At 71.4% G+C, this 22,437-nt stretch carries 21 protein-coding genes; 12 read left to right on the top strand and 9 right to left on the bottom strand.

Annotated features, from left to right (window positions below; genetic code table 11):
* From QZ433_RS00845 to QZ433_RS00860, 4 genes are all read left to right on the top strand, one after another.
* A partial coding sequence (locus QZ433_RS00845; protein WP_295779564.1) for a beta-galactosidase trimerization domain-containing protein occupies positions 1-477 on the top strand: 477 nt, incomplete at its 5' end.
* Positions 474-1,403, top strand: a complete 930-nt coding sequence (locus QZ433_RS00850; protein ID WP_295779565.1) for a sugar ABC transporter permease — start codon at positions 474-476, stop codon at positions 1,401-1,403. The genes QZ433_RS00845 and QZ433_RS00850, both read left to right, overlap by 4 nt.
* Positions 1,400-2,308, top strand: coding sequence for a carbohydrate ABC transporter permease (locus QZ433_RS00855; RefSeq protein WP_295779566.1), 909 nt, complete (start codon positions 1,400-1,402; stop codon positions 2,306-2,308). Before QZ433_RS00850 ends, QZ433_RS00855 begins: the two co-directional genes overlap by 4 nt.
* 74 nt (positions 2,309-2,382) lie before the next feature.
* On the top strand, positions 2,383-3,711 hold the full coding sequence (locus QZ433_RS00860; protein WP_295779567.1) for an extracellular solute-binding protein: 1,329 nt from the start codon (positions 2,383-2,385) through the stop codon (positions 3,709-3,711).
* A 93-nt stretch (positions 3,712-3,804) separates the two neighbouring features.
* Here QZ433_RS00860 and QZ433_RS00865 read toward each other — a convergent pair whose 3' ends face one another.
* Positions 3,805-4,758 carry a LacI family DNA-binding transcriptional regulator gene (locus QZ433_RS00865; protein ID WP_295779568.1) on the bottom strand — a complete coding sequence of 318 codons (954 nt, stop codon included), beginning with the start codon at positions 4,756-4,758 and terminating at the stop codon, positions 3,805-3,807.
* A 145-nt stretch (positions 4,759-4,903) separates the two neighbouring features.
* On the opposite strand from QZ433_RS00865, the gene galT reads away from it, so the two are divergent.
* A complete protein-coding gene (gene galT / locus QZ433_RS00870; protein ID WP_295779582.1) occupies positions 4,904-5,995 on the top strand; it encodes a galactose-1-phosphate uridylyltransferase in 1,092 nt (363 codons plus the stop codon).
* Positions 5,992-7,143 carry a galactokinase gene (galK, locus tag QZ433_RS00875; RefSeq protein ID WP_295779569.1) on the top strand — a complete coding sequence of 384 codons (1,152 nt, stop codon included), beginning with the start codon at positions 5,992-5,994 and terminating at the stop codon, positions 7,141-7,143. Before galT ends, galK begins: the two co-directional genes overlap by 4 nt.
* Before the next feature lie 226 nt (positions 7,144-7,369).
* Here the strand turns inward: galK and QZ433_RS00880 are convergent, their stop codons facing one another.
* Positions 7,370-8,353, bottom strand: a complete 984-nt coding sequence (locus tag QZ433_RS00880) for an LLM class F420-dependent oxidoreductase (RefSeq protein ID WP_295779570.1) — start codon at positions 8,351-8,353, stop codon at positions 7,370-7,372.
* A gap of 168 nt (positions 8,354-8,521) precedes the next feature.
* On the opposite strand from QZ433_RS00880, the gene QZ433_RS00885 reads away from it, so the two are divergent.
* Positions 8,522-9,496, top strand: a complete 975-nt coding sequence (locus QZ433_RS00885; RefSeq protein WP_295779571.1) for a MauE/DoxX family redox-associated membrane protein — start codon at positions 8,522-8,524, stop codon at positions 9,494-9,496.
* A gap of 34 nt (positions 9,497-9,530) precedes the next feature.
* Here the strand turns inward: QZ433_RS00885 and QZ433_RS00890 are convergent, their stop codons facing one another.
* Genes QZ433_RS00890 through QZ433_RS00900 form a run of 3 tightly spaced genes read right to left on the bottom strand, consistent with a single transcriptional unit; the run spans position 9,531 to position 12,428 of the window.
* Positions 9,531-10,481 (bottom strand): site-specific DNA-methyltransferase, encoded by a 951-nt coding sequence (locus tag QZ433_RS00890; protein WP_295779572.1) that lies wholly within the window; start codon positions 10,479-10,481, stop codon positions 9,531-9,533.
* Positions 10,478-11,527: a biotin/lipoate A/B protein ligase family protein gene (locus tag QZ433_RS00895; protein WP_295779573.1), complete on the bottom strand. Its 1,050-nt coding sequence runs from the start codon at positions 11,525-11,527 to the stop codon at positions 10,478-10,480. The genes QZ433_RS00890 and QZ433_RS00895 overlap by 4 nt, the downstream gene beginning before the upstream one ends.
* 52 nt (positions 11,528-11,579) lie before the next feature.
* Positions 11,580-12,428 (bottom strand): alpha/beta fold hydrolase, encoded by an 849-nt coding sequence (locus tag QZ433_RS00900; RefSeq protein WP_295779574.1) that lies wholly within the window; start codon positions 12,426-12,428, stop codon positions 11,580-11,582.
* 106 nt (positions 12,429-12,534) lie between these two features.
* Between QZ433_RS00900 and QZ433_RS00905 the strand changes: the two genes are divergently transcribed.
* The 5 genes from QZ433_RS00905 (at position 12,535) to QZ433_RS00925 (ending at position 18,071) form a co-directional block, all read left to right on the top strand.
* Positions 12,535-12,996, top strand: a complete 462-nt coding sequence (locus tag QZ433_RS00905) for a MarR family transcriptional regulator (RefSeq protein WP_295779575.1) — start codon at positions 12,535-12,537, stop codon at positions 12,994-12,996.
* Entirely contained in the window at positions 12,993-14,366 is a 1,374-nt protein-coding gene (locus QZ433_RS00910; protein WP_295779576.1) for an MFS transporter, read from the top strand. Before QZ433_RS00905 ends, QZ433_RS00910 begins: the two co-directional genes overlap by 4 nt.
* A 194-nt stretch (positions 14,367-14,560) precedes the next feature.
* Complete coding sequence (locus tag QZ433_RS00915; protein ID WP_295779577.1) at positions 14,561-16,159, top strand: DHA2 family efflux MFS transporter permease subunit; 1,599 nt, start codon at positions 14,561-14,563, stop codon at positions 16,157-16,159.
* Between the two features lie 136 nt (positions 16,160-16,295).
* Positions 16,296-16,886, top strand: a complete 591-nt coding sequence (locus tag QZ433_RS00920) for a TasA family protein (RefSeq protein ID WP_295779578.1) — start codon at positions 16,296-16,298, stop codon at positions 16,884-16,886.
* A 3-nt stretch (positions 16,887-16,889) separates the two neighbouring features.
* The gene (locus tag QZ433_RS00925) at positions 16,890-18,071 is read left to right on the top strand and encodes a S24/S26 family peptidase (RefSeq protein WP_295779579.1); all 1,182 of its coding nucleotides are present in this window, start codon (positions 16,890-16,892) and stop codon (positions 18,069-18,071) included.
* 30 nt (positions 18,072-18,101) lie between these two features.
* Here the strand turns inward: QZ433_RS00925 and QZ433_RS00930 are convergent, their stop codons facing one another.
* From QZ433_RS00930 to QZ433_RS00945, 4 genes are all read right to left on the bottom strand, one after another.
* Entirely contained in the window at positions 18,102-19,358 is a 1,257-nt protein-coding gene (locus QZ433_RS00930) for an alpha-hydroxy acid oxidase (protein WP_295779580.1), read from the bottom strand.
* A 113-nt stretch (positions 19,359-19,471) separates the two neighbouring features.
* Positions 19,472-20,317, bottom strand: coding sequence for a transglutaminase family protein (locus QZ433_RS00935; RefSeq protein ID WP_136587312.1), 846 nt, complete (start codon positions 20,315-20,317; stop codon positions 19,472-19,474).
* Between the two features lie 46 nt (positions 20,318-20,363).
* Positions 20,364-21,296: an alpha-E domain-containing protein gene (locus QZ433_RS00940; protein ID WP_108320594.1), complete on the bottom strand. Its 933-nt coding sequence runs from the start codon at positions 21,294-21,296 to the stop codon at positions 20,364-20,366.
* The coding region (locus tag QZ433_RS00945; RefSeq protein ID WP_295779581.1) for a circularly permuted type 2 ATP-grasp protein at positions 21,290-22,437 on the bottom strand (1,148 nt) is incomplete at its 5' end. The genes QZ433_RS00945 and QZ433_RS00940, both read right to left, overlap by 7 nt.

The raw sequence follows: 22,437 nt of genomic DNA on the forward strand, positions 1-22,437 counted from the left end.
TTCCGCGACCTGCTCGGCATCGTGTCCGAGGAGTTCGCGCCCCTCGGCCCCGCCCAGACCGTCGCTCTGGACGACGGCACGATCGGTTCACTGTGGTCGGAGCGCCTGCGCGCGGTCGACGCCGAGATCGACGCCCGCTTCGTCGACGGCCCCGCCGCGGGCCTGCCCGCCCGGACGCGCCGCCGGGTCGGCGCCGGCACGGCGTGGTACCTCGCCACCCTGCCCGCCGCCGAGGCGTACCGCGACCTGCTCTCGGCCGCGGCCGAAGCCGCCGGCATCCGTCCGACGCTCGCCCGACCGGGCGTCGAGGTCGTGCGTCGCGCGGACGCGGAGCGCGCGTTCACGTTCGTCGTCAACCACACCACCGAGACGGTCGAGATCGCGGCGCACGGCCGCGACGCGATCACCGGCGAGACCGTCGCGGGCCCCGTCACCGTCGCCGGCGGTGCCGTCCGCATCATCGAGGAGACCCAGTGACCACCACCGTCCCGGCCCCGACGCGGGCCGCGCGCGCGAACGAGCCGAAGCCCCGGCGCGCGCGCGTGCCGTTCAAGAGCGCGATCGTCATCCTGCTCGCCCCCTTCGCGGTGCTCTTCGCGCTGTTCTACGTCCTGCCCATCGTGTTCGCGATCGTGCAGTCGCTGCTCGTCGTCCGCCGCGAGGGCACCTTCGGCAAGGCCGAGCTCGTGTTCGGCGGCTTCGCGCAGTACGCGCAGGTGTTCCAGAACGAGGCGTTCTGGTCGTCGATGCTGCGCATGCTCGCGTTCGGCGTGGTGCAGGTCCCGATCATGCTCGGTCTGGCACTGATCTTCGCGCTGCTGCTGGACTCGCCGCTGCTCAAGGGCAAGCGCTTCTTCCGCCTGGCGTTCTTCGTGCCCTACGCCGTTCCCGGCGTCATCGCCGCGATCATGTGGGGCTCGCTGTTCTCGCCCAACCTCTCGCCGTTCACGGCGCTGACGCAGAACGTCGACTTCCTCGGCGCCGACCTGGTGCTGTGGTCGATCGCCAACGTCGTCACCTGGGTCTACGTGGGCTACAACATGCTCATCATCTACTCGTCGCTGCTGTCGATCCCCAGCGAGATCTACGAGGCGGCCCGCCTCGACGGCGCGGGGCAGTTCCGCATCGCGTGGTCGATCAAGATCCCGCTCGTGCGTCCCGCGATCGTGATGACCGCGATCTTCTCGATCATCGGCACGCTGCAGCTGCTGGCCGAACCGCAGGTGTTCCGCTCGTTCAGCTCGGCGGTCACCAGCACCTTCACCCCGAACATGACCGTGTACGCCACGGCATCCATCCCCAATGCGAACCTCGCCGCCGCGTTCTCGGTGGTGCTGGCCGTGACCACCTTCGTGCTGTCGTTCGGCTTCATGAAGTGGATGCAGAAGAAGGGCAACGCATGAGCGCCGTCACCACCCTCCGTCCCGCGCGCGGCACCCGGCCCGCGCGCGGCACCCGCTCCGGCGCGGTCCGCGAACCGCTGATCTCGCGCACCTCGGCGATGCTCGTCATGGCCGTCTTCACGGTGTACTTCCTGCTGCCGCTGTGGTGGCTGCTCGTGGCCTCGAGCAAGAGCACCGGCGACATCCTGACCACGAACCCGCTGTGGTTCGCCGACATGCGCCTGTTCTCCAACATCGGCGACCTGTTCGCCTACCGCGACGGCGTCTTCCTGCGCTGGCTGGGCAACTCGCTGCTGTACGCCGGCCTCGGCGGCGCGGTCGCGACGCTGCTGGCCGCGATGGCGGGCTACGCCCTGGCCAAGTACCGCTTCCCGGGCCGCGAGCTGGTGTTCGACGTGGTGCTCGGTGGCGTGCTGGTCCCGGCCACCGCGCTCGCCCTGCCCCTGTTCCTCATCTTCAGCCAGGTCCAGCTCACGAACACGTTCTGGGCGGTGTTCCTGCCCTCGCTCGTCAGCCCGTTCGGGGTGTACCTCGCGCGCATCTTCGCCGCCTCCTCGGTGCCCGATGAGCTGCTCGAGGCGAGCCGACTGGACGGCGCGGGCGAGATCCGCACGTTCTTCACCGTGAGCCTGCGGCTGATGAGCCCCGCGCTGGTGACGATGTTCCTCTTCCAGTTCGTCGCCATCTGGAACAACTTCTTCCTGCCGCTGATCATGCTGCGCAGCGAAGAGCTCTTCCCCGTCGTGTTCGGCCTGTACGGCTGGAACAACCAGCTCAACCAGATCCCCGAACTGCGCGGGCTCGTGCTGATCGGCGCGCTGCTGTCGGTCATCCCCCTCGTCGTCATCTTCCTGCTCCTCCAGCGCTTCTGGCGCAACGGTCTCGGGACCGGTGCCCTGAAGTGATCCCTTCGGCGGCTCCGGCCGCCCCCACCCCGGACGCAAACGGCGCGTCCGGGTCACCAGAGAAAGGCATTCGCATGAAGCACAGAATCCTCGCGGCGACCTCGGGCGTCGCCCTGTCGGCTCTGCTCCTGGCCGGCTGCGCCGGCGGTGGAAGCGGCGACGACGCCGCCTCGGCGGCCGACTGCGCCCCCGCCGACGGCCCCGTCACCCTCGAATTCACCTCGTGGATCCCGGGGATCGAGAAGGTCGTCGACATGTGGAACTCCGAGAACCCCGACATCCAGGTCAAGGTGCAGACCGGCCCGAACGGCAACAGCGGCACCTACCAGAACTTCTTCAACCAGATCGCCGCCGGCAACGCCCCGGACCTCGGCCAGATCGAGTACGACGCGCTGCCGAACTTCCTCGTGCAGGACGGGCTCGAGAACATCGGGGGCTGCTCCGACGTCGTCGCCGCCAAGGACCAGTTCGTCGGGTGGGCGTGGAACCAGGTCGCCCTCGGCGAGAACGGCGCCGTCTACGGCGTCCCCCAGGACATCGGACCGATGGCGCTGTTCTACCGCAAGGACCTCTTCGAGAAGAACGGGATCGCCGTCCCCACCACGTGGGACGAGTACACCGAGGCCGCGAAGAAGATCCGGGCGCTCGGCGGGTACATCACCAACTTCTCGCAGTCCGACATCAACCAGTTCGCGGGCTTCGTGTGGCAGGCCGGCGGGCAGTGGTTCGGCAACGACGCGGACGGCTGGACCGTCTCGCTCACCGATCCCGCGTCGAAGAAGGTCGCCGAGTACTGGCAGTCCCTGATCGACCAGGACCTCGTCTCGACCTACCCGGCGTGGACCGACGAGTGGAACAACGCCTACAACTCCAGCCAGGTCTGGACCTGGAACTCGGCCGTCTGGGGTGCCAACTCGATCTCGAGCGGCGCTCCCGACACCGCGGGCGGCTGGGCCGTCTCGGACCTGCCGCAGTGGGCGGCCGGCGATGAGGTCGCGGGCAACTGGGGCGGATCGTCCATCGCGGTCCTCAAGGGCAGCGAGCACCCCTATGAGGCGACGAAGTTCGCCCTGTGGCTGAACACCTCGGAAGAGGCGCTGACCGCCCTCAACCAGGAGGCGAACATCTACCCCGCCACGACCGAGGGTCTGAAGCTCCCCTCGCTCGCGCAGGGCGTGGAGTTCTACGGCGGCCAGAAGATCTACGACGTCTTCGCCAAGGCCGCGACCGAGGTCACCCCCGACTTCGTGTGGGGCCCGACGATGACCAAGACCTACGCCGACGTCTCGGACGGCTTCAAGGCCGCGGTCAGCGGCAACGGCACGCTGGTCGACGCCCTGCAGAAGGGCCAGGATGCCACCATCGGCGCCCTGGAGTCGCAGTCCATCCCGGTCAAGAAGTAACGCACACCCCCTGACAGGCGCCCGCGGATGCTCCGGCATCCGCGGGCGTCGTCGTCTGCACGGCGGCGACTGGCGCGCTAATCGCGTCCCGGGTCAGGCCCCGGCACTGCTCGCGCGCACCACCAGTGTGGTCGCCACGGTCTCGGCGACGGGTGCGCCGCCCTGGATCGCGGCGATCAGTGCCGCGACCGCGCGGCGGCCGAGGGCGTCGAAGTCCTGGCGGACGGTGGTCAGCGGCGGGCGGAACTCCGCGGCATCCACGATGTCGTCGAAGCCGACGACCGCGACGTCCTCGGGCACGCGGCGGCCGCTGTCGGACAGGGCGCGCAGGGCGCCGAGGGCCATCTGATCGTTCGCGACGAAGATCGCCGTGGCTCCGATCAGCTGCGCCACGGCGGAATGACCGGATGCCGAGCTCCAATCGCCCCGCGCCGGCTCGGGCGCGGTGACGCCGGCGACCACGAGCGCCTCGCGCCACCCGCGCTCGCGCTCGGCGGCGGCGAACGACCCGGCGGGTCCGGCGAGGTGGTGCACGGTGTCGTGACCGGCGGCGAGAAGATGCGCGGTGGCCTCACGGGCACCGCCCGCGTGGTCGGTCTGCACGATCGAGAACCGCGGGTCGGGGGGCGAGTCGACCACCACGAGGTGCAGGTCGGCAGGCGGCTCGGCGTCGCGCGCGAGCTCGGTCGCCTCGTTCAAGACCACGGCGCCGTCGACGCCCTGGGACCGCAGCCGGGCGAAGGCCTCGCGGATGCCGCGCTCCCCCACCGTCACCACGGCCAGCGCGTAGTCGCGTTCGGCGGCGGCCTCCGAGATCGCCTGCAGCATGCGCGAGTTGCCGACCGTGGCCAGGGTCGACACGACGAGACCGATCGTCGAGGTCTGGCCGGTGCGCAGGGCACGCGCCGCACGGTGCATGCGATAGCCGAGGTCGGCCATGGCCCTCTCGACACGAGCGCGCGTGGCGGGGTCGACGCGAGGGCTGCCGTTCGCGACGCGCGACACCGTCTGGGCGGACACGCCGGCCCGCTCCGCGACGTCGGCCATGGATACCCGCATCTCGCCCTCCGATGTTGACGATAGCACGCGTGAAATGTAACGTGTTATCGTGAACACGGAGACCATCCCGGCCATCGCTCTGGGCGCCGGCGTCATCAAACGCCCCACTCACCTCGCGGACGGTCGCGAGCTGATGTACTTCGACGATCCGGGCACGACCCTCGGACCCGAGCGCGCGATCGACGCGCGCACCCTCGACCCGCGGCCCGCAACGGCGACCATGCGTCAGGACGTGCTGACCGGCGACTGGATCACCGTGGCATCCAATCGTCAGAACCGCGCCTTCCTTCCGCCCGCGCACCTCGATCCGCTGTCCCCGCAGACACCGACGAACCTGTCCGAGATCCCCTCGCTGTACGACGTCGCGGTGTTCGAGAACAAGTCGCCCTCGTTCGGTCCCGCCCTCGACGTCGCGACCGGGGACGCCCCCGCCGCGGTCGACCCCCCGCGCGGCGCCGACGACCTCGAGCACCTCGGTCTCGGCCGCACGCGCACCTCGGTCGGACGGTGCGAGGTCGTGTGCTTCAGCCCGGAGCACGAGGGCTCGTTCGGCTCGCTGTCGCGCACGCGCGCCCGCACCGTGATCGAGGCGTGGGCCGACCGGACCGCGGCACTGTCGGCCCTGCCCGGCATCCGCCAGGTGTTCCCGTTCGAGAACCGCGGCCAGGAGATCGGCGTCACGCTGCCCCACCCGCACGGTCAGATCTACGCGTACCCCTACGTGACCCCGCGCACGCACCGACTGCTCGATACGATCTCGCGCACCTCCGACGATCTGTTCGCCCGCATCCTCGACTTCGAGCAGGCCGGCGAGCGCGTGGTGCTCCGCGGCGAGCACTGGACGGCGTTCGTCCCCTTCGCGGCCCGCTGGCCGATCGAGGTGCACGTGCTGCCGCACCGCCACGTCGCCGACCTCGCCGAGACGACCGACGCCGAGCGCGACGAACTCGCCCCCTTCTACCTGCGCCTGCTGCGCGGCATCGACGCGCTGTACGACACCCCCACCCCCTACATCGCCGCGTGGCACCAGGCGCCGGTCGGACGGGGACGGGATGCCGTCCGCCTGAACCTGCAGATCACCTCGCCGCGTCGCGCGGCCGACAAGCTGAAGTACCTCGCCGGATCCGAGGCCGCCATGGGCGCCTGGATCGGCGACGTGACCCCCGAGTCGCAGGCCGAGCGCCTGCGCGCCGCCCTCGACACCGTTCCGGAGGTGACGGCATGACCGCCGTCGACGACGCCCGCGCCCTACTCGCCGCCTCGCCCGAGGGGGTGTGGTCGGCCCCCGGCCGCGCCAACCTCATCGGCGAGCACACCGACTACAACGAGGGCTTCGTCTTCCCCTTCGCGATCGCTCAGCGCACCGCCGCGGCCGTCGCGCTGCGCGACGACGACGTGATCCGCGTCCGGTCGACCTTCGCCGACGACGCGGTCGAGGTCCCGCTCGCCGAGCTCGACGCGCGCATCACCGCCGGCGGCCTCGACTGGGCGGGCTACCCGCTGGGTGTGGCGTGGGCGCTGCTGCGCGAGGCTCCGGATGCCACCCCCCGCGGCGTCGACATCGCCCTGGCATCCGAGGTCCCGGTCGGCGCCGGACTGTCGTCGTCGGCGGCGATCGAGGGGGCCGTGGCATCCGCCCTCAACGACGTCTGGACCGCCGGTCTCGACAAGGTCGCCCTGGCCCGCGTCGGACGCATCGCCGAGAACGACGCGGTCGGTGCGCCCACCGGGATCATGGACCAGATGGCCTCGATGCTTGGCGTCGCCGATGCGGCGACCTTCCTCGACTGCCGCACCCTCGAGACGCGCGCCGTGCCCCTCGGCTTCGCCGACGCGGGGCTGGCGATCCTCGTCGTCGACACGCTGGTCGAGCACGCCCACTCCACGGGCGGCTACCGCGAGCGCCGCGAGGCCTGCGAGCGGGGTGCGGCGGCCTTCGGGGTGGCGTCGCTGCGCGACCTGACGGTCGACGACCTGCCCCGCGCCGCCGAGATGCTCGACGACGTGACCTACCGCCGCGTGCGCCACGTCGTCACCGAGAACCAGCGCGTGCTCGACACCGTCGCCGCCCTCGACGCCGACGGTCCCGCCGCCATCGGCGACCTGCTCGTCGCCTCGCACGCCTCGATGCGCGATGACTTCGAGATCTCGGTGCCCGAGCTCGACCTCGCCGTCGAGACGACGCTGGCCGCGGGCGCCCTCGGCGCGCGCATGACCGGCGGAGGCTTCGGCGGAGCGGCGATCGCGCTGATGCCCGTCGAGCTCATCCCGGCGGCGACCGAGGCGGTGCACGCCGCGTTCGCGGCATCCGGGTTCCGCCGTCCGAACGTCTTCACGGTCACCCCGTCCGAGGGCGCGCGCCGCGACGCCTGACGCCGCGGCGCCGGCCCGGGCCCGGCGCCGCCACGCGCCCGCTCAGGAGCCGCGCTTGCGTCGGAGCCGGAGCCGGAGCCGTGGCCGTGGCCGTGGCCGGCGCCGATAAACGCTGTTCCTGCCGAGACACGCTGCGCCGCCGCGTGTTTCGGCAGGAACGGCGTTTATCGCGGGAGTCGGCGACGCCACGCGCCCGACCGGGCGGGAGTCGGCGACGCCGAACGCCTCAAAGCTGCGGGATGACCTCGCGCTCGAACAGCGAGATGCCCGAGGTGTCGTACGCGGCCTCGGGGAAGTAATGGATCGCGTAGCCCAGGCCGTGCCGGGCGCGCTCGCGCAGCCGCTCCACGATCTGCTCGGGCGTGCCGAACCCGTCGGACGAGCGGTAGTCGGCCTCGATGGCATCCGCCCGCTCGTCGCCCACATGGGGACGCAGGCGCGCGACGACGGCGGCCAGCCGCTCGTCGGCCTCGGCCTCGGTCTCGGCGACGATCGTGTTGAAGTTGGTCGAGCGGGTGATCTCCCCGACGTTGCGACCGAGGGTCTCGCAGTGCCCGCGCAGCACCTCGGACTTGTGGTCGAACTCCTCGAGAGAGCCGCCGAAGTTGGTGTACGAGGCGTACTTCGCCGCGATCTTGAGGGTGACCTTCTCGCCGCCGCCGGCGATCCACAGCGGGATGCCGGCGGCCTGCAGGGGCGTCGGCTGAACGATCGCGCCGTCGACCTGGTAATACTTCCCCGAGAGGGTCGCCTCGCCGGTGGTCCACGCCTGGTGCATGATCTCGACGCCCTCGCGCAGACGCCCGAGACGCTCGGCGATGGGCGGGAAGCCGTACCCGTAGGCCTTCCACTCGTGCTCGTACCAGCCGCCGCCGATGCCCATCTCGGCGCGTCCGCCCGAGATCGCATCGACCGTCGCGGCCACCTTGGCCAGGTACGCCGGGTTGCGGTAGCCCATACACGTGCACATCTGACCGAGGCGCACCCGGTCGGTGGCGGCGGCGAACGCCGCCATGAGCGTCCAGGCCTCGTGCGTGGCCTCGGCGCTGGGCACGGGGGTGGTGTGGAAGTGGTCGTAGACCCACAGCGACGCCCACGGACCGTCGTCGGCGCTCTGGGCGAGGGAGTTCATGACGCGCCAGTGCTCGGAGGGGTCGATGCCGACGAGGTCGAAGCGCCAGCCCTGGGGGACGAAGATGCCGAATTCCATGGGCTCACCCTAGGCGCGTCCTCGCCCCTCGGGGGCCGGCGGAGCCGGATCGGCGACGGTCCCGCGGGTGAGGACGGCCCCGCACGCGGATGAATTCCCCCCGCGGATGCCGCGACGTCCCCCGCCCACGCTCCAGGCTGGAGCTGCCGTGCCCGACGGCCGCCGACCATGAGCCTTCTCCTCTTCTGCCTCATCGCCCCCGCGACCACTCTGCTGCTGGCCAGCGGGATCGCGAAGCTCGTTGCGCTCGACGACGCTCCCCGCGTGCTGTCGGCGCTGCGCCTGCCTCGGTTCCTCCCGCGCCTCGCGGTGGCCGGAGTATCGCTCGTCGAGGTGGCTCTGGCTCTCGCCCTCGCCTGCGCCGACGGGCGGCCCCGGGCGGACGCCGCGGTCGCGATCGTCGCGCTGACGGCGGTTCTCACCGCGGTGACGGCCCGCGCGGTCGGACGGGGCTCGAGCGACGAGTGCGGGTGCTTCGGCCGCTGGAGCCGCACGCCGTTGTCCCCCGCCCTGGTGCGCCGCAACGCGCTCTTCTGCGGCGCGGCCGTCCTGCTGGCGGGCGTGTGCACGATCGCCGCGCAGAGCGAGGACCCCTCGGCGGTGGCGACGCTCGGCTCCGACCCCCGCGCGGCCGCTCTCGCGCTCGCGACGAGCGCGGTTCTCATCGGCGCGGGCTTCACGACGGCGCGGGCCGGACGCAGGGGAGGGATGCCGTCACCGGACGTCGCGTCGTCGCGCCCGCCGCTCCTGCGCGAGGACGGTCTTGTGTTCGACGTCGTCACCGAGGCCGCACGGGGTCGAGGCCAGCTGCTGGTCTTCGCTCAGCCGGGCTGCGAGCGCTGCCTGCGGGTCATCGACCTGCTCGACCGACACCACGACGCGCTCTCCGCCTGGCTGGACGTGCGGATCGTGTACGCCGTGGGGGCCGGACGCGACTGGAACGCCCCCGCGCGCGCGGCCGACGGCCCGCGCACGCCGGCGGCGATGGACCTCGGCGGAGCACTCGCGACGGCCCTCGACGTCGGCGTCGAACGTCCCGTGGCCGTGCTGATCGCCACGAACGGACGACCCGTCATGCCCTACGCCGACGGCGAGACCGGCATCCGCAGTCTCGTCTCCGCCCTCGTGCGGTCGCGGGCCTGACCGCGCCGCACCGCTCACCGCCGCGGACGGCGGCTCAGGCCTCGAAGGCCTGCAGACGCTTGTGCATCACCGCGACCGCGTCGGCGTTGTCGTCGATCAGCACCGCGTGCCGGCCGAGCGGGGCGGCGACGGCGCCGAGCGTGCCGCTGCCGGCGAACATGTCGAGCACCCGATCGCCGGGACGACTGGACGCCTGGACCATGCGCCGCAGGACGCCCTCGGGCTTCTGCGTCGGGTAGCCCGTCTTCTCGCGCCCGGTGGTCGGCACGATGGTGTGCCACCACACGTCCGTGGGCATCTTGCCGCGCGCGGCCTTCTCGGCCGTCACCAGGCCGGGGGCCATGTACGGCTCGCGATCGACGGCATCCGAATCGAAGAAGTACGCAGCGGGGTTCTTGACGTAGACCAGGATCGTCTCGTGCTTGGTGGGCCAGCGGCGTTTGGTCTTGGCTCCGTAGTCGTACGCCCAGATCAGCTCGTTGAGGAATCGGTCGCGGCCGAACAGGGCATCGCACATCACCTTGGCGTAGTGCACCTCGCGATAGTCGAGGTGCAGGTACAGGGTGCCGTCGTCGGCGAGAAGTCGCCAGGCCTCGATCAGCCGCGGCTCGAGGAAGCCCCAGTAGTCGTCGAAGCGGTCGTCGTACGTGCGCAGGTCGCCGCGCAGCCGCGCGTACTCGCGACCGTGGAAGCCGCGCTGCACCACCGGCGGCGGAGGCGGCTCCTCTTCGGGGAACGTCAGCATGTTCGGATCGTCGACGGATGCCGCCGGCTCGGGAGCGGCCTCCGCTTCATCGTCCGCGGGGGGAGTCCATGTCGCCGACTCGACCGCCTTGGAGCGCGTGCGCCCCGTGTTGAAGGGCGGGTCGAGGTACACGAGCGAGAACGAGCCGTCGGCGAGCGCCGGGGTGATCGTGAGGTTGTCGGCGTGATGGATCTCGACGACGCCCGGCTCGAGGGCGGCGTCGGGGGCGTCCACGCTCACGGGACCCGCTGCAGCCACGCGTCGGTGGCGAACTTCGAGGCGACGAGCGCCTCGGCTTCGGCGTACTCCTCGGGGGTGATGTGCCCCTCGGTAGCGCCGTAGAGGGTCGTGAAGGTCTGGATGAAGCGCTCGATGACCTCATCGCGCGGCAGGCCGGTCTGACTGCGCAGCGGGTCGACGCGCTTCGCGGCCGAGACGGTGCCCTTGTCGCTGAGCTTCTCGCGACCGATGCGGAGCACCTCGGTGAGGACCTGGCCGTCCATGTCGTAGCTGAGGGTCGCGTGGTGCAGAACCCCGCCGTTGGCGAGCCGCTTCTGCGCGGCCCCGCCGATCTTGCCGTGGGGACCGGCGATGTCGTTGAGGGGCTGGTACACCGCGTCGATGCCGAGCGAGCGCAGCGCCAGGAGCACCCAGTCGTCGAGGAAGGCGTACGAATCGGCGAAGGTCATCCCGGCCACGAGGGATGCCGGGACGTAGAGCGAGTAGGTGACGATCGAGTTGGCGGCCATCATCATCGCGCCGCCGCCGGAGATCCGGCGTACGACGTCGAAGCCGTGCTTCGCCGCACCCTCGGGGTCGACCTCGTTGCGCAGCGACTGGAACGATCCGATGACGACGGCGCTCTCGTTCCACTCCCAGAGCCGCAGGGTGGGCTTGCGCAGCCCGGCGCCGACGCGGGTGGTGAGCACCTCGTCGAGGGCGAGGTTCATGCGGGGCGACACGGGGTCGTCGTGCACGACCTCCCACTCGAAGTCGCCCCAGCCGGGGGCCGTGACCAGCGCGCGACGGATGGCCGTGGCCACCGACTCGGGCGTGAAACCGAGCAGCTGCGCCCCCTCGGGCAGTGCCTGGCGGATGGTCGCCGCGATCGTGGGCACGTCGGACTCGACGGGCAGCCCGTTCACCGCCGCATCGATGTCGTCGAGGGCGTCGTCGGGCTCGAGGAAGAAGTCGCCCGCGAGGTGGAAGCCGTGGATGCGGCCCTCGCGCTCCTCGAGGTCGACGACGACCAGCTTGCCCCCCGGGACCTTGTACTCGCCGTGCATGCCTCCAGCCTACGGCGGGGGCGCGACGGTCGGGACGGAGGGTCGCGGCGACTCAGCGCCGGGAGGGCAGCCGGGCACCGAGCCACGCGAGCAGGTCCGCGCGCACCTCGGCCTGACACCGCTCGGCGAAGATCTCGTGACGGGCCCCGGGGTACACCAGCGTCGTGACGTCGGTCAGCCCCGACCGCGTGCGGTAGGCGTCGGCGAGCAGGTGCACGCTGCGCGGCCCGCCGACGGTGTCGTCGCGGCCCACCATCAGCAGCACCGGGACGTCGCGGCCGAGGTCGCGGCGGGGGCGGCCGAACAGCTTGGCCGCCTCGATCGGTCCGAAGAGCTTCCTCAGCGGCTCGGAGGTCGTCAGCGGATCGGCGACGAAATCGCGACCGACCTGCTCGTCGCTCGACAGCCACTGCATGCCCGACCCGCCCAGGTGCTTCCACGGCGCGTTGAGGTCGCCGGCGTTCAACGACCCGGGCCATCGCAGGGCGGAGCCGCTCAAGACGACCGCGTCGAAGGCATCCGGATGCCGATCCAGCAGCATCTGCGCCAGGAACGACCCCCACGAGTGTCCGAGCAGGACGAGCGGCAGGCCGGGCTGCTCGTCGTGAATGCGCTGCGTGAGAGTCCACACCGCGTCCCGCGCGGCGCCGAGGCCGCCGGGCCCCAGTCGGCCGAGCTTGCGGTGATCGCCGCCCCACTGCGCGAGGCCGGTGCGACCGTGGCCGCGATGGTCGTCGGCGTAGACGGAGTAGCCGTCGGCGACGAGGGCGTCGATCAGGGCGCCGTAGCGCCCCGCGTGCTCGCCGACCCCGTGCAGCAGCTGTACGACGGCGCGCGGGGCGTCCGCCTCGTACACGTCGTAGACGATGGGGATGCCGTGGGCATCGACGAACTCGGGCATGGGCCGAGCATAGGGGGCGCCGGCCGGCCGCGGCGGAGCGGGTCCGCCGGGGCGGTCGCCTCTATTCCGTTAGCAAGGCTAATGAGCTAGGCTCACGATCAGGAACATGAACGATCGCGTCGACGAATCCCCCCTTCCCGACCAGGGTCATGACCTCAGCGCCGCGGCTTCCGAGCTGCGCATGGCCACGTTCCGTCTGGCCCGCCGCCTCCGCGCGCAGCGGGCCGTCGACACCATGAGCGACGGGCAGTTCGCCGTCCTCGCGGCCCTCACGGTGCACGGTGCGCACACGCTCGGCCAGTTGGCCGATCGCGAGCGCGTCACCGCCCCGTCGATGAACCGCACGGTGTCACTCCTCGAGGATGCCGGGTACGTCACCCGCATCCCCGACGAGGTCGATCGTCGGCGCGTGACGATCGACCTCACCGACTTCGGGCGCACGATCGTGGACGAGACCGTCCGCCGCCGCGACGCCTTCGTGGAGGAGGCCCTCGCCGAGCTCACCTCCGACGAGCGCGACACCCTGGCCCGTGCCGCCGTGATCATGAGGAAGGTGGCCGACAGATGAGCACCTCGATGTTCCGGTCGCTGTCGATCTTCAACTACCGCGTCTGGTTCATCGGAGCACTCGTCTCCAACATCGGCGCCTGGATGCAGGCCACCGCGCAGAACTGGGTGGTGCTGACCCAGCTCACCGACAACGACGCCGCCGCCATGGGCGTGACCATGGCCCTGCAGTTCGCGCCCCCGCTGCTGCTCGTCGGCGTCACGGGCTGGGTCGCCGACCGCTTCGACCGACGCAGGCTCATCATGTGCACCCAGTCGGCCCTGCTGCTGCTCGCGGTGACTCTCGGCATCCTGATCCTGACCGGTGTCATGACGCTGCCGCTGATGTTCGGCTTCGCCCTCGCCCTCGGCGTGGTGACCGCGTTCGACAACCCCGCGCGGCAGGCGTTCGTGTCGGACCTCGTCGCGCAGGAGAACGCTTCGAACGCCGTCGCCCTGAACGCCGCGTCGTTCAACACCGCGCGCCTGATCGGCCCCGCGGTCGCGGGAGTGATGATCGTGGCCGTCGGCACCGGATGGGTGTTCCTCGTCAACGCGGTCACCTTCTCGGCGATGATCGCCGCCCTGCTGCTCATGCGCCCTCACGAGCTGGTCGTGCACCACAGACGCGGCGGGCCCGCCCGTCTGGCCGACGGATTCCGCTACGTCGCCCGGCGCCCCGACCTGGTCGTGATCTTCGTGATGGTGTTCCTGCTCGGCGCCTTCGGCATGAACTTCCCCATCTTCGCCTCGACGATGGCGCTCGAGTTCGGGCGCGGCGCCGACGGCTTCGGCCTGCTGAGCTCCTTCGTCGCGATCGGCTCCCTCGCCGGAGCGTTGCTCGCCGCGCGGCGCGATCGCGCCCGGATGCGCGTGGTCGTCCTGGGCGCGGGCGCCTTCGCCGTGGCATCCACCCTGTCGGTGTTCTCCCCCAGCTACGCCGCGTATGCGGCGACCCTCGTGCTGACCGGCTTCAGCGTCGTGACGACGCTCACCACCGCGAACGGATACGTGCAGACCACCACCGATCCGGCGTTGCGCGGACGCGTACTGGCGCTGTACATGGCGATCCTGTTGGGCGGCACCCCCGTCGGCGCCCCCATCGTCGGCGCCGTCGCCGCCCAGTTCGGCCCGCGCGTGGCGATCGCCCTCGCGGCCGTCGTCGCACTGATCGCGTGCGGGATCGGGGTCGCGTGGACGCTCGCGTCGGGCCGGGTGCACCGCCACGAGACGAAACGGTTCCGCCTGACGGTGGATGAGACGCGTCCCATCCTGACGGTCGCGCCCGAACCCGAGGACTTCAGCGACGAGATCGCCGGCACCACTCCCATCCCCCTGCCACCCGGCGAGCGTGCCCCGCGGCCCACGCCGCGCCCGCGGCACGGGGCCTGAGCCGACCGGCCTCCGCCCGCGCTGTCCCCGCGTCGCGCTCGCGCCGGTCGCCCGGGGACGCCCGGGACCGCCCCGCGCCCGTTTCCCGCGCCGATCGGCGAGCCTCCCCGGGGACGCGGCCGCACACAGCGGGGGACGGCGGCGGCGAACAGTCAACCCCTCGCGATGACGATATAGCTAGATAAGCTAGCTACATGACCGAGAACCTGGACAGGCGCCGTTGGGCGGGCCTCGTCTTCATCAGCATCGCCGTGTCGCTGATCATCGTCGATTCGACGATCGTCAACGTCGCCGTCCCCTCGATCGTGGAGGAGCTCGGCATCTCCTCGACCGAGGTGCAGTGGGTCCAAGAGGCCTACACCCTCGTCTTCGCGTCGCTGCTGCTGGTGTTCGGCAGCCTCGCCGACCGCTTCGGCCGACGACGTCTCATGCTGCTGGGCGTCGTGATCTTCGCCGCCGCGTCGATCGCCGCCGCACTGGCTCCCACCGGCGGGCTGCTCATCCTCGCCCGCCTCGTCCAGGGGGTCGGCGGGTCGATGATCCTGCCGACCACGCTGTCGATCATCAACGCCACCTTCCGGGGTCGCGAGCGCGGCATCGCCTTCGCCGTGTGGGGGTCGACCATCGGCGGCATGGCGGCGGTGGGTCCGCTGCTGGGCGGGTGGCTGACGACGGCGTTCTCGTGGCGGTGGGCGTTCGGCATCAACATCCCGCTCGGCGTGATCATCCTGATCGGGGTGCTCGTGACCGTCGCCGAGTCGCGCAGCGACCGGGTCGAGTCCATCGACGGCGTCGGCGCTCTGCTGTCGGTCGTCACGATGGCCCCGCTCGTGTTCGGCCTGATCGAGGGGCGCACCTACGGCTGGTGGACGGTGACCACCGCCCCGACGATCGGCGGGTGGACCTGGCCCCTCACCCTGTCCCCCGTGCCGATCGCATTCGCGGTCGCGCTGGTCGCGCTGATCGGCTTCATCGCGTGGGGCCTGCATCGCCAGCGCACCGGTCGATCGACCCTGTTGGCGTTCGGTCTGTTCCGCATCACCTCGTTCCGCAACGGCAACATCGCCGCCGCGGTGGTCTCGCTGGGCGAGTTCGGCATCATCCTCGCGCTGCCGCTGTGGTTGCAGTTCGTGGTCGGGTTCGACGCGCTGCAGACCGGCCTGCTGCTGCTGTCCCTGGCGATCGGCTCGTTCGTCGCGAGCGGCATCGCGGGGGCGCTCAGCGGCAAAGTCGCCCCGGTGTGGATCGTGCGCGGGGGCCTGCTGGCCGAGATCGTCGGCGTGGCGGGGGTCGCCTTCACGATCGGGCCGGATGCCGTGTGGGGCCCGCTCATCCCCTTCCTCTTCGTCTACGGGGTCGGGGTGGGCCTGGCCACGGCGCAGCTCACGGGCGTGGTCCTGGCCGATGTGCCGCCCGCGGCGAGCGGTCAGGCCTCGGGCACGCAGTCGACCTCGCGTCAGCTCGGAGCCGCGCTGGGCGTCGCGGTGCTCGGGACCGTGCTGTTCTCGACGACGTCGGGGGTGTTGGCATCCGCCCTCGACGACCGCGGCGTGCCGGCCGAGCAGCGCGACCAGGTCGTGTCACTGGTCGTCGACAGCGCGGGAGCCGCGATCGCGGGCCTGGACGCTTCGCCCCAGACGCAGGATGTCGCCGCCGATGCGCGCGCGGCGTTCAGCGACGGTACGCGGGCGGCGGCGTTCACGGCGGCGGCGTTCTTGACGCTGGGGCTGGCGTCGACGCTCACCCTGGGAGCCGGAGCGCGCAGACGCGAGGAGCAACCGGCGCGCTCGTGAGGGGCGCGGTGCATTCTGGCGAATGGATGCCATGCCCCGCGCGCGGTGTCAACCCTCGGGCGTGTCGCGCGCACCGGACGCGGTTTGCCTACGTTTCGAGTGTTCATTTCCGCACCGATCTTTGGGGAGATCCACCATGCCGAAATTCACTCGCCGTTCCTCGCGCCTCGCCACCGCGATCGCTTTGCCCGCGGCCGTCGTCGCGGCGGGACTCATCGTGTCGACGAGTTCGTACGCGGCCTTCTCGAGCACGACGTCGAACGACGGCAACTCGTGGACCGCGGGCAGCGTCCAGCTCACGGACGACGACGCGGGACGCGCGCTGTTCTCGGTGCCGAACGCGAAGCCCGGTGACAGCGGCACGAACTGCATCGCCGTCACCTCGACCGGCTCGCTCGCCTCGGACGTGCGGCTCTACGCCGCCGATGCCCGGACGACGGCGGGCCTGTCCGATCAGCTCGTGCTGACCGTCGAGCAGGGCACGGGCGGCGGCTACGGCACGTGCGCCGGTTTCGCCGCGCAGAGCACGGTGTTCGACGGGCGCCTGTCGGGCTTCACCGGGGCGCACTCCTCGTTCGCCACGGGCGCGGCGACGTGGAGCCCGACCGGCACCGCGTCCGAGACGCGCACCTTCCGCATCACGTGGAAGCTCGCCGACGATGCGCCCAACAGCGCACAGGGCGGCACGGCGACGACATCGTTCGTCTGGGAAGCACAGAACAGCTGAGCCGTGCGCTCCGGTCGCATCCCGCTGATCGCGGGGGTGGCGACGGCGCGCGCGGTCGTGACGCTGGTCCTGGCGTTGCTCTTGTGGGCGGCGGCCCCCGTCGTCCTGGGCTGGACGCCCACCACGGTGATGACGGAGTCGATGACGCCGGCGATCGAGGTGGGCGACGTCGTGGTGGCGCGGCCCGTCCCGCACGAGGATCTCGTGCCGGGGCGGGTCGTGCTCGCCGTCGACCCCGATCGACCCGACCGCCTGCGCCTGCATCGCGTCGCTGAGCTGCGCCCCGACGGGTGGCTCGTCACGAAGGGCGACGCGAACCCCTCGGCCGACAGCTCACCCCTCGATCCCGACGCCGTGCACGGCGTGGGGGTACTGCGCGTGCCCTGGGTGGGCCTGCCGGTCGTGTGGCTCCGCTCGGGCGAAGTCGTCCCCCTGGCGCTGACCGTCGCGGGGTTCGCCGGGTGCGCGGTCGTCGCCCTGCGGCGCGGAGAGGACGAGGACCCGGATGCCGAGGGACCGCCGCCGCACGGCGAGGCGCCACCCCCCACGACCCGACGGGCGGCGCGGGCGGCCCGCCGGTCGCGGACGGCGCGGGAGGTCCGCGCGGTCCCGGCTCCGCGCGCGGCGCGGGACCATCGACGGGAGACCGTGCCCGCGGACCCGGCGAGCACGAGGCGCTCCTTTCGCGACGGCACCGACGCGCCCTCCCCCGCCGCTCGCACGCGCCGCTCCGTGCGCGAGCGGGACCGGAGCATGCGTTCATCCGGGCGCGGGCGCCGCGTTCTCGCCGTGATGGTGGCCGCCGTCGTGGCCGCCGCCGCCGGCAGCTCCCCCGCGTGGGCGGCGTGGTCGAGCCCGACGGGCACGTCGGCGTCCTTCACCGCCGCCCGGGTCGTCGCGCCCGCGGTCACCGCGTGCTTCGAACCGCCGTTCGACGGCGTCTGGATCGCGTGGCGATACGACGGCGACGCCCCGGTCCGCTTCGACATGCTCGTCGACGGCCGCACCGTGGTGAGCGGCATCGCGGCGACGACGCGCAGCGCCCGCGTGCCCTCGTCGGCGGTCTCGGGCCTGGCCCGCGTGTCGTACGTCAGCGTGCGCGCCCGCGTGGGCAGCTCATGGACGGCCGACTCCTCGAATGCCGCGCGCGTGACATCGTTTCTCGGCTTCACCTCATGCGGGTGACGCCACGATGCCCCGGCCCGAGCGATCGCATCAGACGCGGGTGTCGGCGCCCTGCTCACCCACCGGCACGAGGCGCGTGAGCTGCGTGACGTGACGCGGCTCGAGCTCGTCGAGCGAGGACACCCCCAGCAGGGTCATCGTGCGCTCGATCTCGCTGCGCAGGATCGCGATCGTGCGGTCGACGCCCTGGCGTCCGCCGGCCATGAGGCCGTAGAGGTAGGCCCGGCCGATCAGCGTGAACTCCGCTCCCAGGGCGATGGATGCCACGATGTCGGCGCCGTTCATGATGCCCGTGTCGACCATGACGGTAGCGTCCTTCCCGACCTCGCGCACGACCTTCGGCAGCAGGTGGAAGGGGATCGGTGCGCGGTCGAGCTGGCGCCCGCCGTGATTGCTGAGCACGATGCCGTCGACGCCGCGGTCGATGAGGCGCACGGCATCCTGGACGTTCTGCACACCCTTGACGACGATCTTGCCCGGCCACATGCCGCGGATGACGTCGAGGTCGTCGTAGCTGATCGTGGGGTCCATCGCGGCGTTGAGCAGTTCGCCGACGGTGCCGCCGGTGGTGCTGAGCGAGGCGAACTCGAGCTTGGGCGTGGTGAGGAAGTCGATCCACCACCACGGGCGCGGGATCGCATTGACGATCGTGCCGACGGTCAGCTGCGGCGGGATCGAGAACCCGTTGCGCTTGTCGCGCAGGCGGGCACCGGCGATGGGGGTGTCGACGGTGAACTGCAGAGTGTCGAACCCGGCCTTCGCGGCGCGCTCGACGAGGCCGTAGGAGATGTCGCGGTCCTTCATCACGTACAGCTGGAACCAGTTGCGCCCGACCGGGTTGGCCGCCTTCACGCCCTCGATCGAGGTGGTGCCGAGCGTCGAGAGGGTGAACGGGATGCCGGCGGCGGCCGCCGCCGAGGCGCCCGCCGTCTCTCCCTCGGTCTGCATGAGACGCGTGAAGCCCGTGGGCGCGATACCGAAGGGGAGGGCGGAGGGGCCGCCGAGGATCTCGCACGAGGTGTCGACGTCGGCGGCGGGACGCAGGATGTCGGGGTGGAACTCCACGTCCTCGAACGCCCGCCGCGCACGGTCGAGCGACAGCTCGCCCTCGGCGGCGCCGTCGGTGTAGTCGAACGCCGCCTTGGGTGTGCGGCGCTTGGCGATCGTGCGCAGGTCGGCGATCGTGAGCGCGGCGTCGAGGCGGCGCTTGCGCGCGTCGAGCTCGGGCTTCTTGAACTGCATGAGCTCGAGGAGCTCACCGACCTTCGGCAGCTGACGCTGAACCATGGGGAACTCTCTTTCGTGTGGTCAGACCACAGCGTACGCCCCACCCGACGCCTCAGGAACCCCCTCGACCCCCGACGCGCTCGGCTCACCGCCGCCCGTCGGCGGCCCGCGCCTCACGTCTCGCGCGTGATCGTCACCTTCACCTTGAGGTTGCTCTTGCCGGGGCCGGCGTACACCCCGCGCAGCGGGGGGACGTCGTTGTAGTCGCGACCGCGACCGACCAGCACGTGGCGGTCGCCGATCTCGATGTTGTTGGTCGGGTCGAAGCCCTGCCAGTCACCGGCGAACCACTCCACCCACGCGTGCGACTCCCCCGTGACGGCCTCGCCGACCTCGGCGGACGGCTTGGGGTGCAGGTATCCCGACACGTAGCGGGCCGGGATGCCGACCTCGCGGAGCGCTCCGATGGCGATGTGGGCGATGTCCTGACACACGCCCTTGCGGGCCTCCCATGCGTCGACCGCGGTCGAGTGCACGCCCGTCACGCCCTGCATGTAGTCGATCGCGTCGCCGATCGCCTCGGCGATCGCGTGCGCCGCCGGTCCCGGGCGATCATGCTGCGCCGCGATCGAGCGCGCCAGTTCGGCGACCTCGGGATGCGGTGCCGTCCGACGGGTCTGCGTGAGCTGCTCGACCGTCGTGATCGAACGTTCCGCCTCGGCGGCGAGCTGCTCCCACGTGATGTCGGCGTGCTCGATGGGCCGGGGCCGCACCTCGACGAGAGAGCGTGCCGTGATCGTGAGAGCGGCGTGCGGAGACAGCACGTCGAAAGCGGCCACCCGGGTGCCGAAGTAGTCGACGTACTGGTTCACCGACGTCGAGGGTTCGATATCGAGCGACGAGCTCAGCACGAACTGACTCTCGGTCGAGTGCGGCAGCATCCGCGCCTCGTTGTACGACGCGACGACGTCACCCGGGTACACGAAGCCCGTCTGGTGCTCGATGCGCAGGCGCTTCATCGACGGCCCCCCGAGGTCATCGTCCGGCCGGTGGTCACGGCATCCGTCATGAGATCTCTCCGATCCAGCTCGGCTCGGCCTGCGTCGGGAAGAACCGCGAGCGGATCGCCTCCGACGCCTCGCGCGTGACCGTCTGCACGCGCTGCATGTGCTCGGGCAGCTCGGCGAGGATGTCGCTGACCGGGCGGTATTCGAGATCGTTGCGGATCTGGCCGAGCGCACGCAGGACGGTGTTGGAGTGCCCGACGCGATCGGCCCGGGGGTCGATCGCGCTCATGCAGTCCTCGGCGCGCTGGATCGAGTAGATGATCGAGCGCGGGAACAGGCGGTCCAGCAGCAGGAACTCCGCCGCGTTGCGGGCGCTCGGCATGCCGCGATACGTGCGCAGGTACGCCTCATAGGCGCCGCACGAGCGGAGGATCGTCGTCCACGACGGTCCGGACACCTCGGTGAGCGAGCGGGTCGCCAGCAGGCGCGCGGTCATGTCGGTGCGTTCGATGCTGCGCCCGAGCGTGAAGAACTGCCACGCCTCGTCGCGGTTCGTCGAGGAGTCGACGATGCCGATCGCGAGGGCCGCGCGCTCGCGCACCCACTGGAAGAACTCGTGCACCTTGTCGGTCTGCAGACGCCGCGGCATCCGCGAATTCGTGGTGTTGAGGATCTCCCACAGCTCGGTCGAGACGATCTCGCGCGCCCGGCGGGCGTTCTCGCGCGCCGCGGTGAGCGAGTAGGCGATGCTCGAGGGGTTCATGCGGTCGACGGCCAGGCGCGCGAGCACGTCGTCGCGGCGCACCGTGTCGACGTTCTCGGGCCAGGCCGAACCCATGACGCTCAACAGCGACCGGCAGGCGGTGTCCTCGTCGATCCAGGGATCTTCGAGCAGCAGCTGCAGGTGCACGTCGAGGATGCGGGCCGTGCCGTCGCTGCGCTCGATGTACCGCCCGATCCAGAACAGGCTCTCGGCGATCCGGCTCAGCATCCCGACACCCCTTCGTCCTGCTGCGAGGCCTGCTGCTGCTGCTCGGCCTGCGGCCCGTGCTGCACCGTGGCATCCTGCTGCTGCTGCTCCTGCTGCTCCTTGCCCGAGGGGCCGGCGCCCGGCCGCGGGTCGCGCGGCGAGGTGGCGGGGGCGGGTTGACCGTCGTAGATGATCGGGATGGCCTCGGTCACCGCGGCCTGGTCGGCGACGAGACCCGAGACGCCGTTGCCCTGACCGTACTCGACGTGCGAGGGCGCGGATCCGCCCACGACCCAGGTGTCCTTCGACCCGCCGCCCTGGCTGGAGTTGACCACGAGCTGCCCCTCGGGCAGGGCCACGCGGGTCAGTCCCCCGGGCAGCACCCAGATGTCGTCGCCGTCGTTGACGGCGAAGGGTCGAAGGTCGGCGTGGCGGGGGCGCATGCCGTCCTCGACGAGCGTCGGGATGGTCGAGAGCATGACCACCGGCTGGGCGATCCAGCCGCGTGGATCGGCCTTCAGGCGCTTGCGCAGCGCGTCGAGCTCGGCGGGCGACGCGTCGGGGCCGACGACCAGGCCCTTTCCGCCGGAGCCGTCGACCGGCTTGACCACGAGCTCGGGCAGGCGGTCCAGCACCTCTTCGAGCGCGCCCGGGTCCTCGAGGCGCCACGTGTCGACGTTCTTGAGGATCGGCTCCTCGGCGAGGTAGTAGCGGATGAGATCCGGCACGTACGTGTAGAGCAGCTTGTCGTCGGCGACGCCGTTGCCGACCGCGTTGGCGATCGTGACGTTGCCCAGGCGCGCCGCGAGCATGAGTCCGGGGGCTCCGAGCATCGAGTCGGCGCGGAACTGCAGCGGGTCGAGGAAGTCGTCGTCGACGCGGCGGTAGATGACGTCGACGCGCTGCGGTCCGCGGGTGGTGCGCATGAACACCTTGCCGCCGATGCACAGCAGGTCGCGGCCCTCGACGAGCTCGACGCCCATGAGGCGCGCGAGCAGCGTGTGCTCGAAGTACGCCGAGTTGTAGACACCCGGGGTGAGCACGACGATGTTCGGGTCGTCGATTCCGGGCGGGGCGGAGGCGCGCAGGGCCGCGAGCAGCTTGTTCGGGTAGTCGCCGACGGGGCGCACCCGCATCGAGACGAACAGTTCGGGCAGCGTCT

The organism is uncultured Microbacterium sp., assembly GCF_913776565.1.
Taxonomy (GTDB): Bacteria; Actinomycetota; Actinomycetes; order Actinomycetales; family Microbacteriaceae; genus Microbacterium.

Bases quoted from the DNA above. Each gene is read 5' to 3' on its own strand.
- QZ433_RS00855 (WP_295779566.1), top strand. From the start codon at position 1,400: ATGAGCGCCGTCACCACCCTCCGTCCCGCGCGCGGCACCCGGCCCGCG.
- QZ433_RS00860 (WP_295779567.1), top strand. From the start codon at position 2,383: ATGAAGCACAGAATCCTCGCGGCGACCTCGGGCGTCGCCCTGTCGGCT.
- QZ433_RS00865 (WP_295779568.1), bottom strand. From the start codon at position 4,758: ATGGCCGACGTCGCGGAGCGGGCCGGCGTGTCCGCCCAGACGGTGTCG.
- galT (WP_295779582.1), top strand. From the start codon at position 4,904: ATGTACTTCGACGATCCGGGCACGACCCTCGGACCCGAGCGCGCGATC.
- galK (WP_295779569.1), top strand. From the start codon at position 5,992: ATGACCGCCGTCGACGACGCCCGCGCCCTACTCGCCGCCTCGCCCGAG.
- QZ433_RS00880 (WP_295779570.1), bottom strand. From the start codon at position 8,353: ATGGAATTCGGCATCTTCGTCCCCCAGGGCTGGCGCTTCGACCTCGTC.
- QZ433_RS00885 (WP_295779571.1), top strand. From the start codon at position 8,522: ATGAGCCTTCTCCTCTTCTGCCTCATCGCCCCCGCGACCACTCTGCTG.
- QZ433_RS00895 (WP_295779573.1), bottom strand. From the start codon at position 11,527: ATGCACGGCGAGTACAAGGTCCCGGGGGGCAAGCTGGTCGTCGTCGAC.
- QZ433_RS00900 (WP_295779574.1), bottom strand. From the start codon at position 12,428: ATGCCCGAGTTCGTCGATGCCCACGGCATCCCCATCGTCTACGACGTG.
- QZ433_RS00905 (WP_295779575.1), top strand. From the start codon at position 12,535: ATGAACGATCGCGTCGACGAATCCCCCCTTCCCGACCAGGGTCATGAC.
- QZ433_RS00910 (WP_295779576.1), top strand. From the start codon at position 12,993: ATGAGCACCTCGATGTTCCGGTCGCTGTCGATCTTCAACTACCGCGTC.
- QZ433_RS00915 (WP_295779577.1), top strand. From the start codon at position 14,561: ATGACCGAGAACCTGGACAGGCGCCGTTGGGCGGGCCTCGTCTTCATC.
- QZ433_RS00920 (WP_295779578.1), top strand. From the start codon at position 16,296: ATGCCGAAATTCACTCGCCGTTCCTCGCGCCTCGCCACCGCGATCGCT.
- QZ433_RS00930 (WP_295779580.1), bottom strand. From the start codon at position 19,358: ATGGTTCAGCGTCAGCTGCCGAAGGTCGGTGAGCTCCTCGAGCTCATG.
- QZ433_RS00935 (WP_136587312.1), bottom strand. From the start codon at position 20,317: ATGAAGCGCCTGCGCATCGAGCACCAGACGGGCTTCGTGTACCCGGGT.
- QZ433_RS00940 (WP_108320594.1), bottom strand. From the start codon at position 21,296: ATGCTGAGCCGGATCGCCGAGAGCCTGTTCTGGATCGGGCGGTACATC.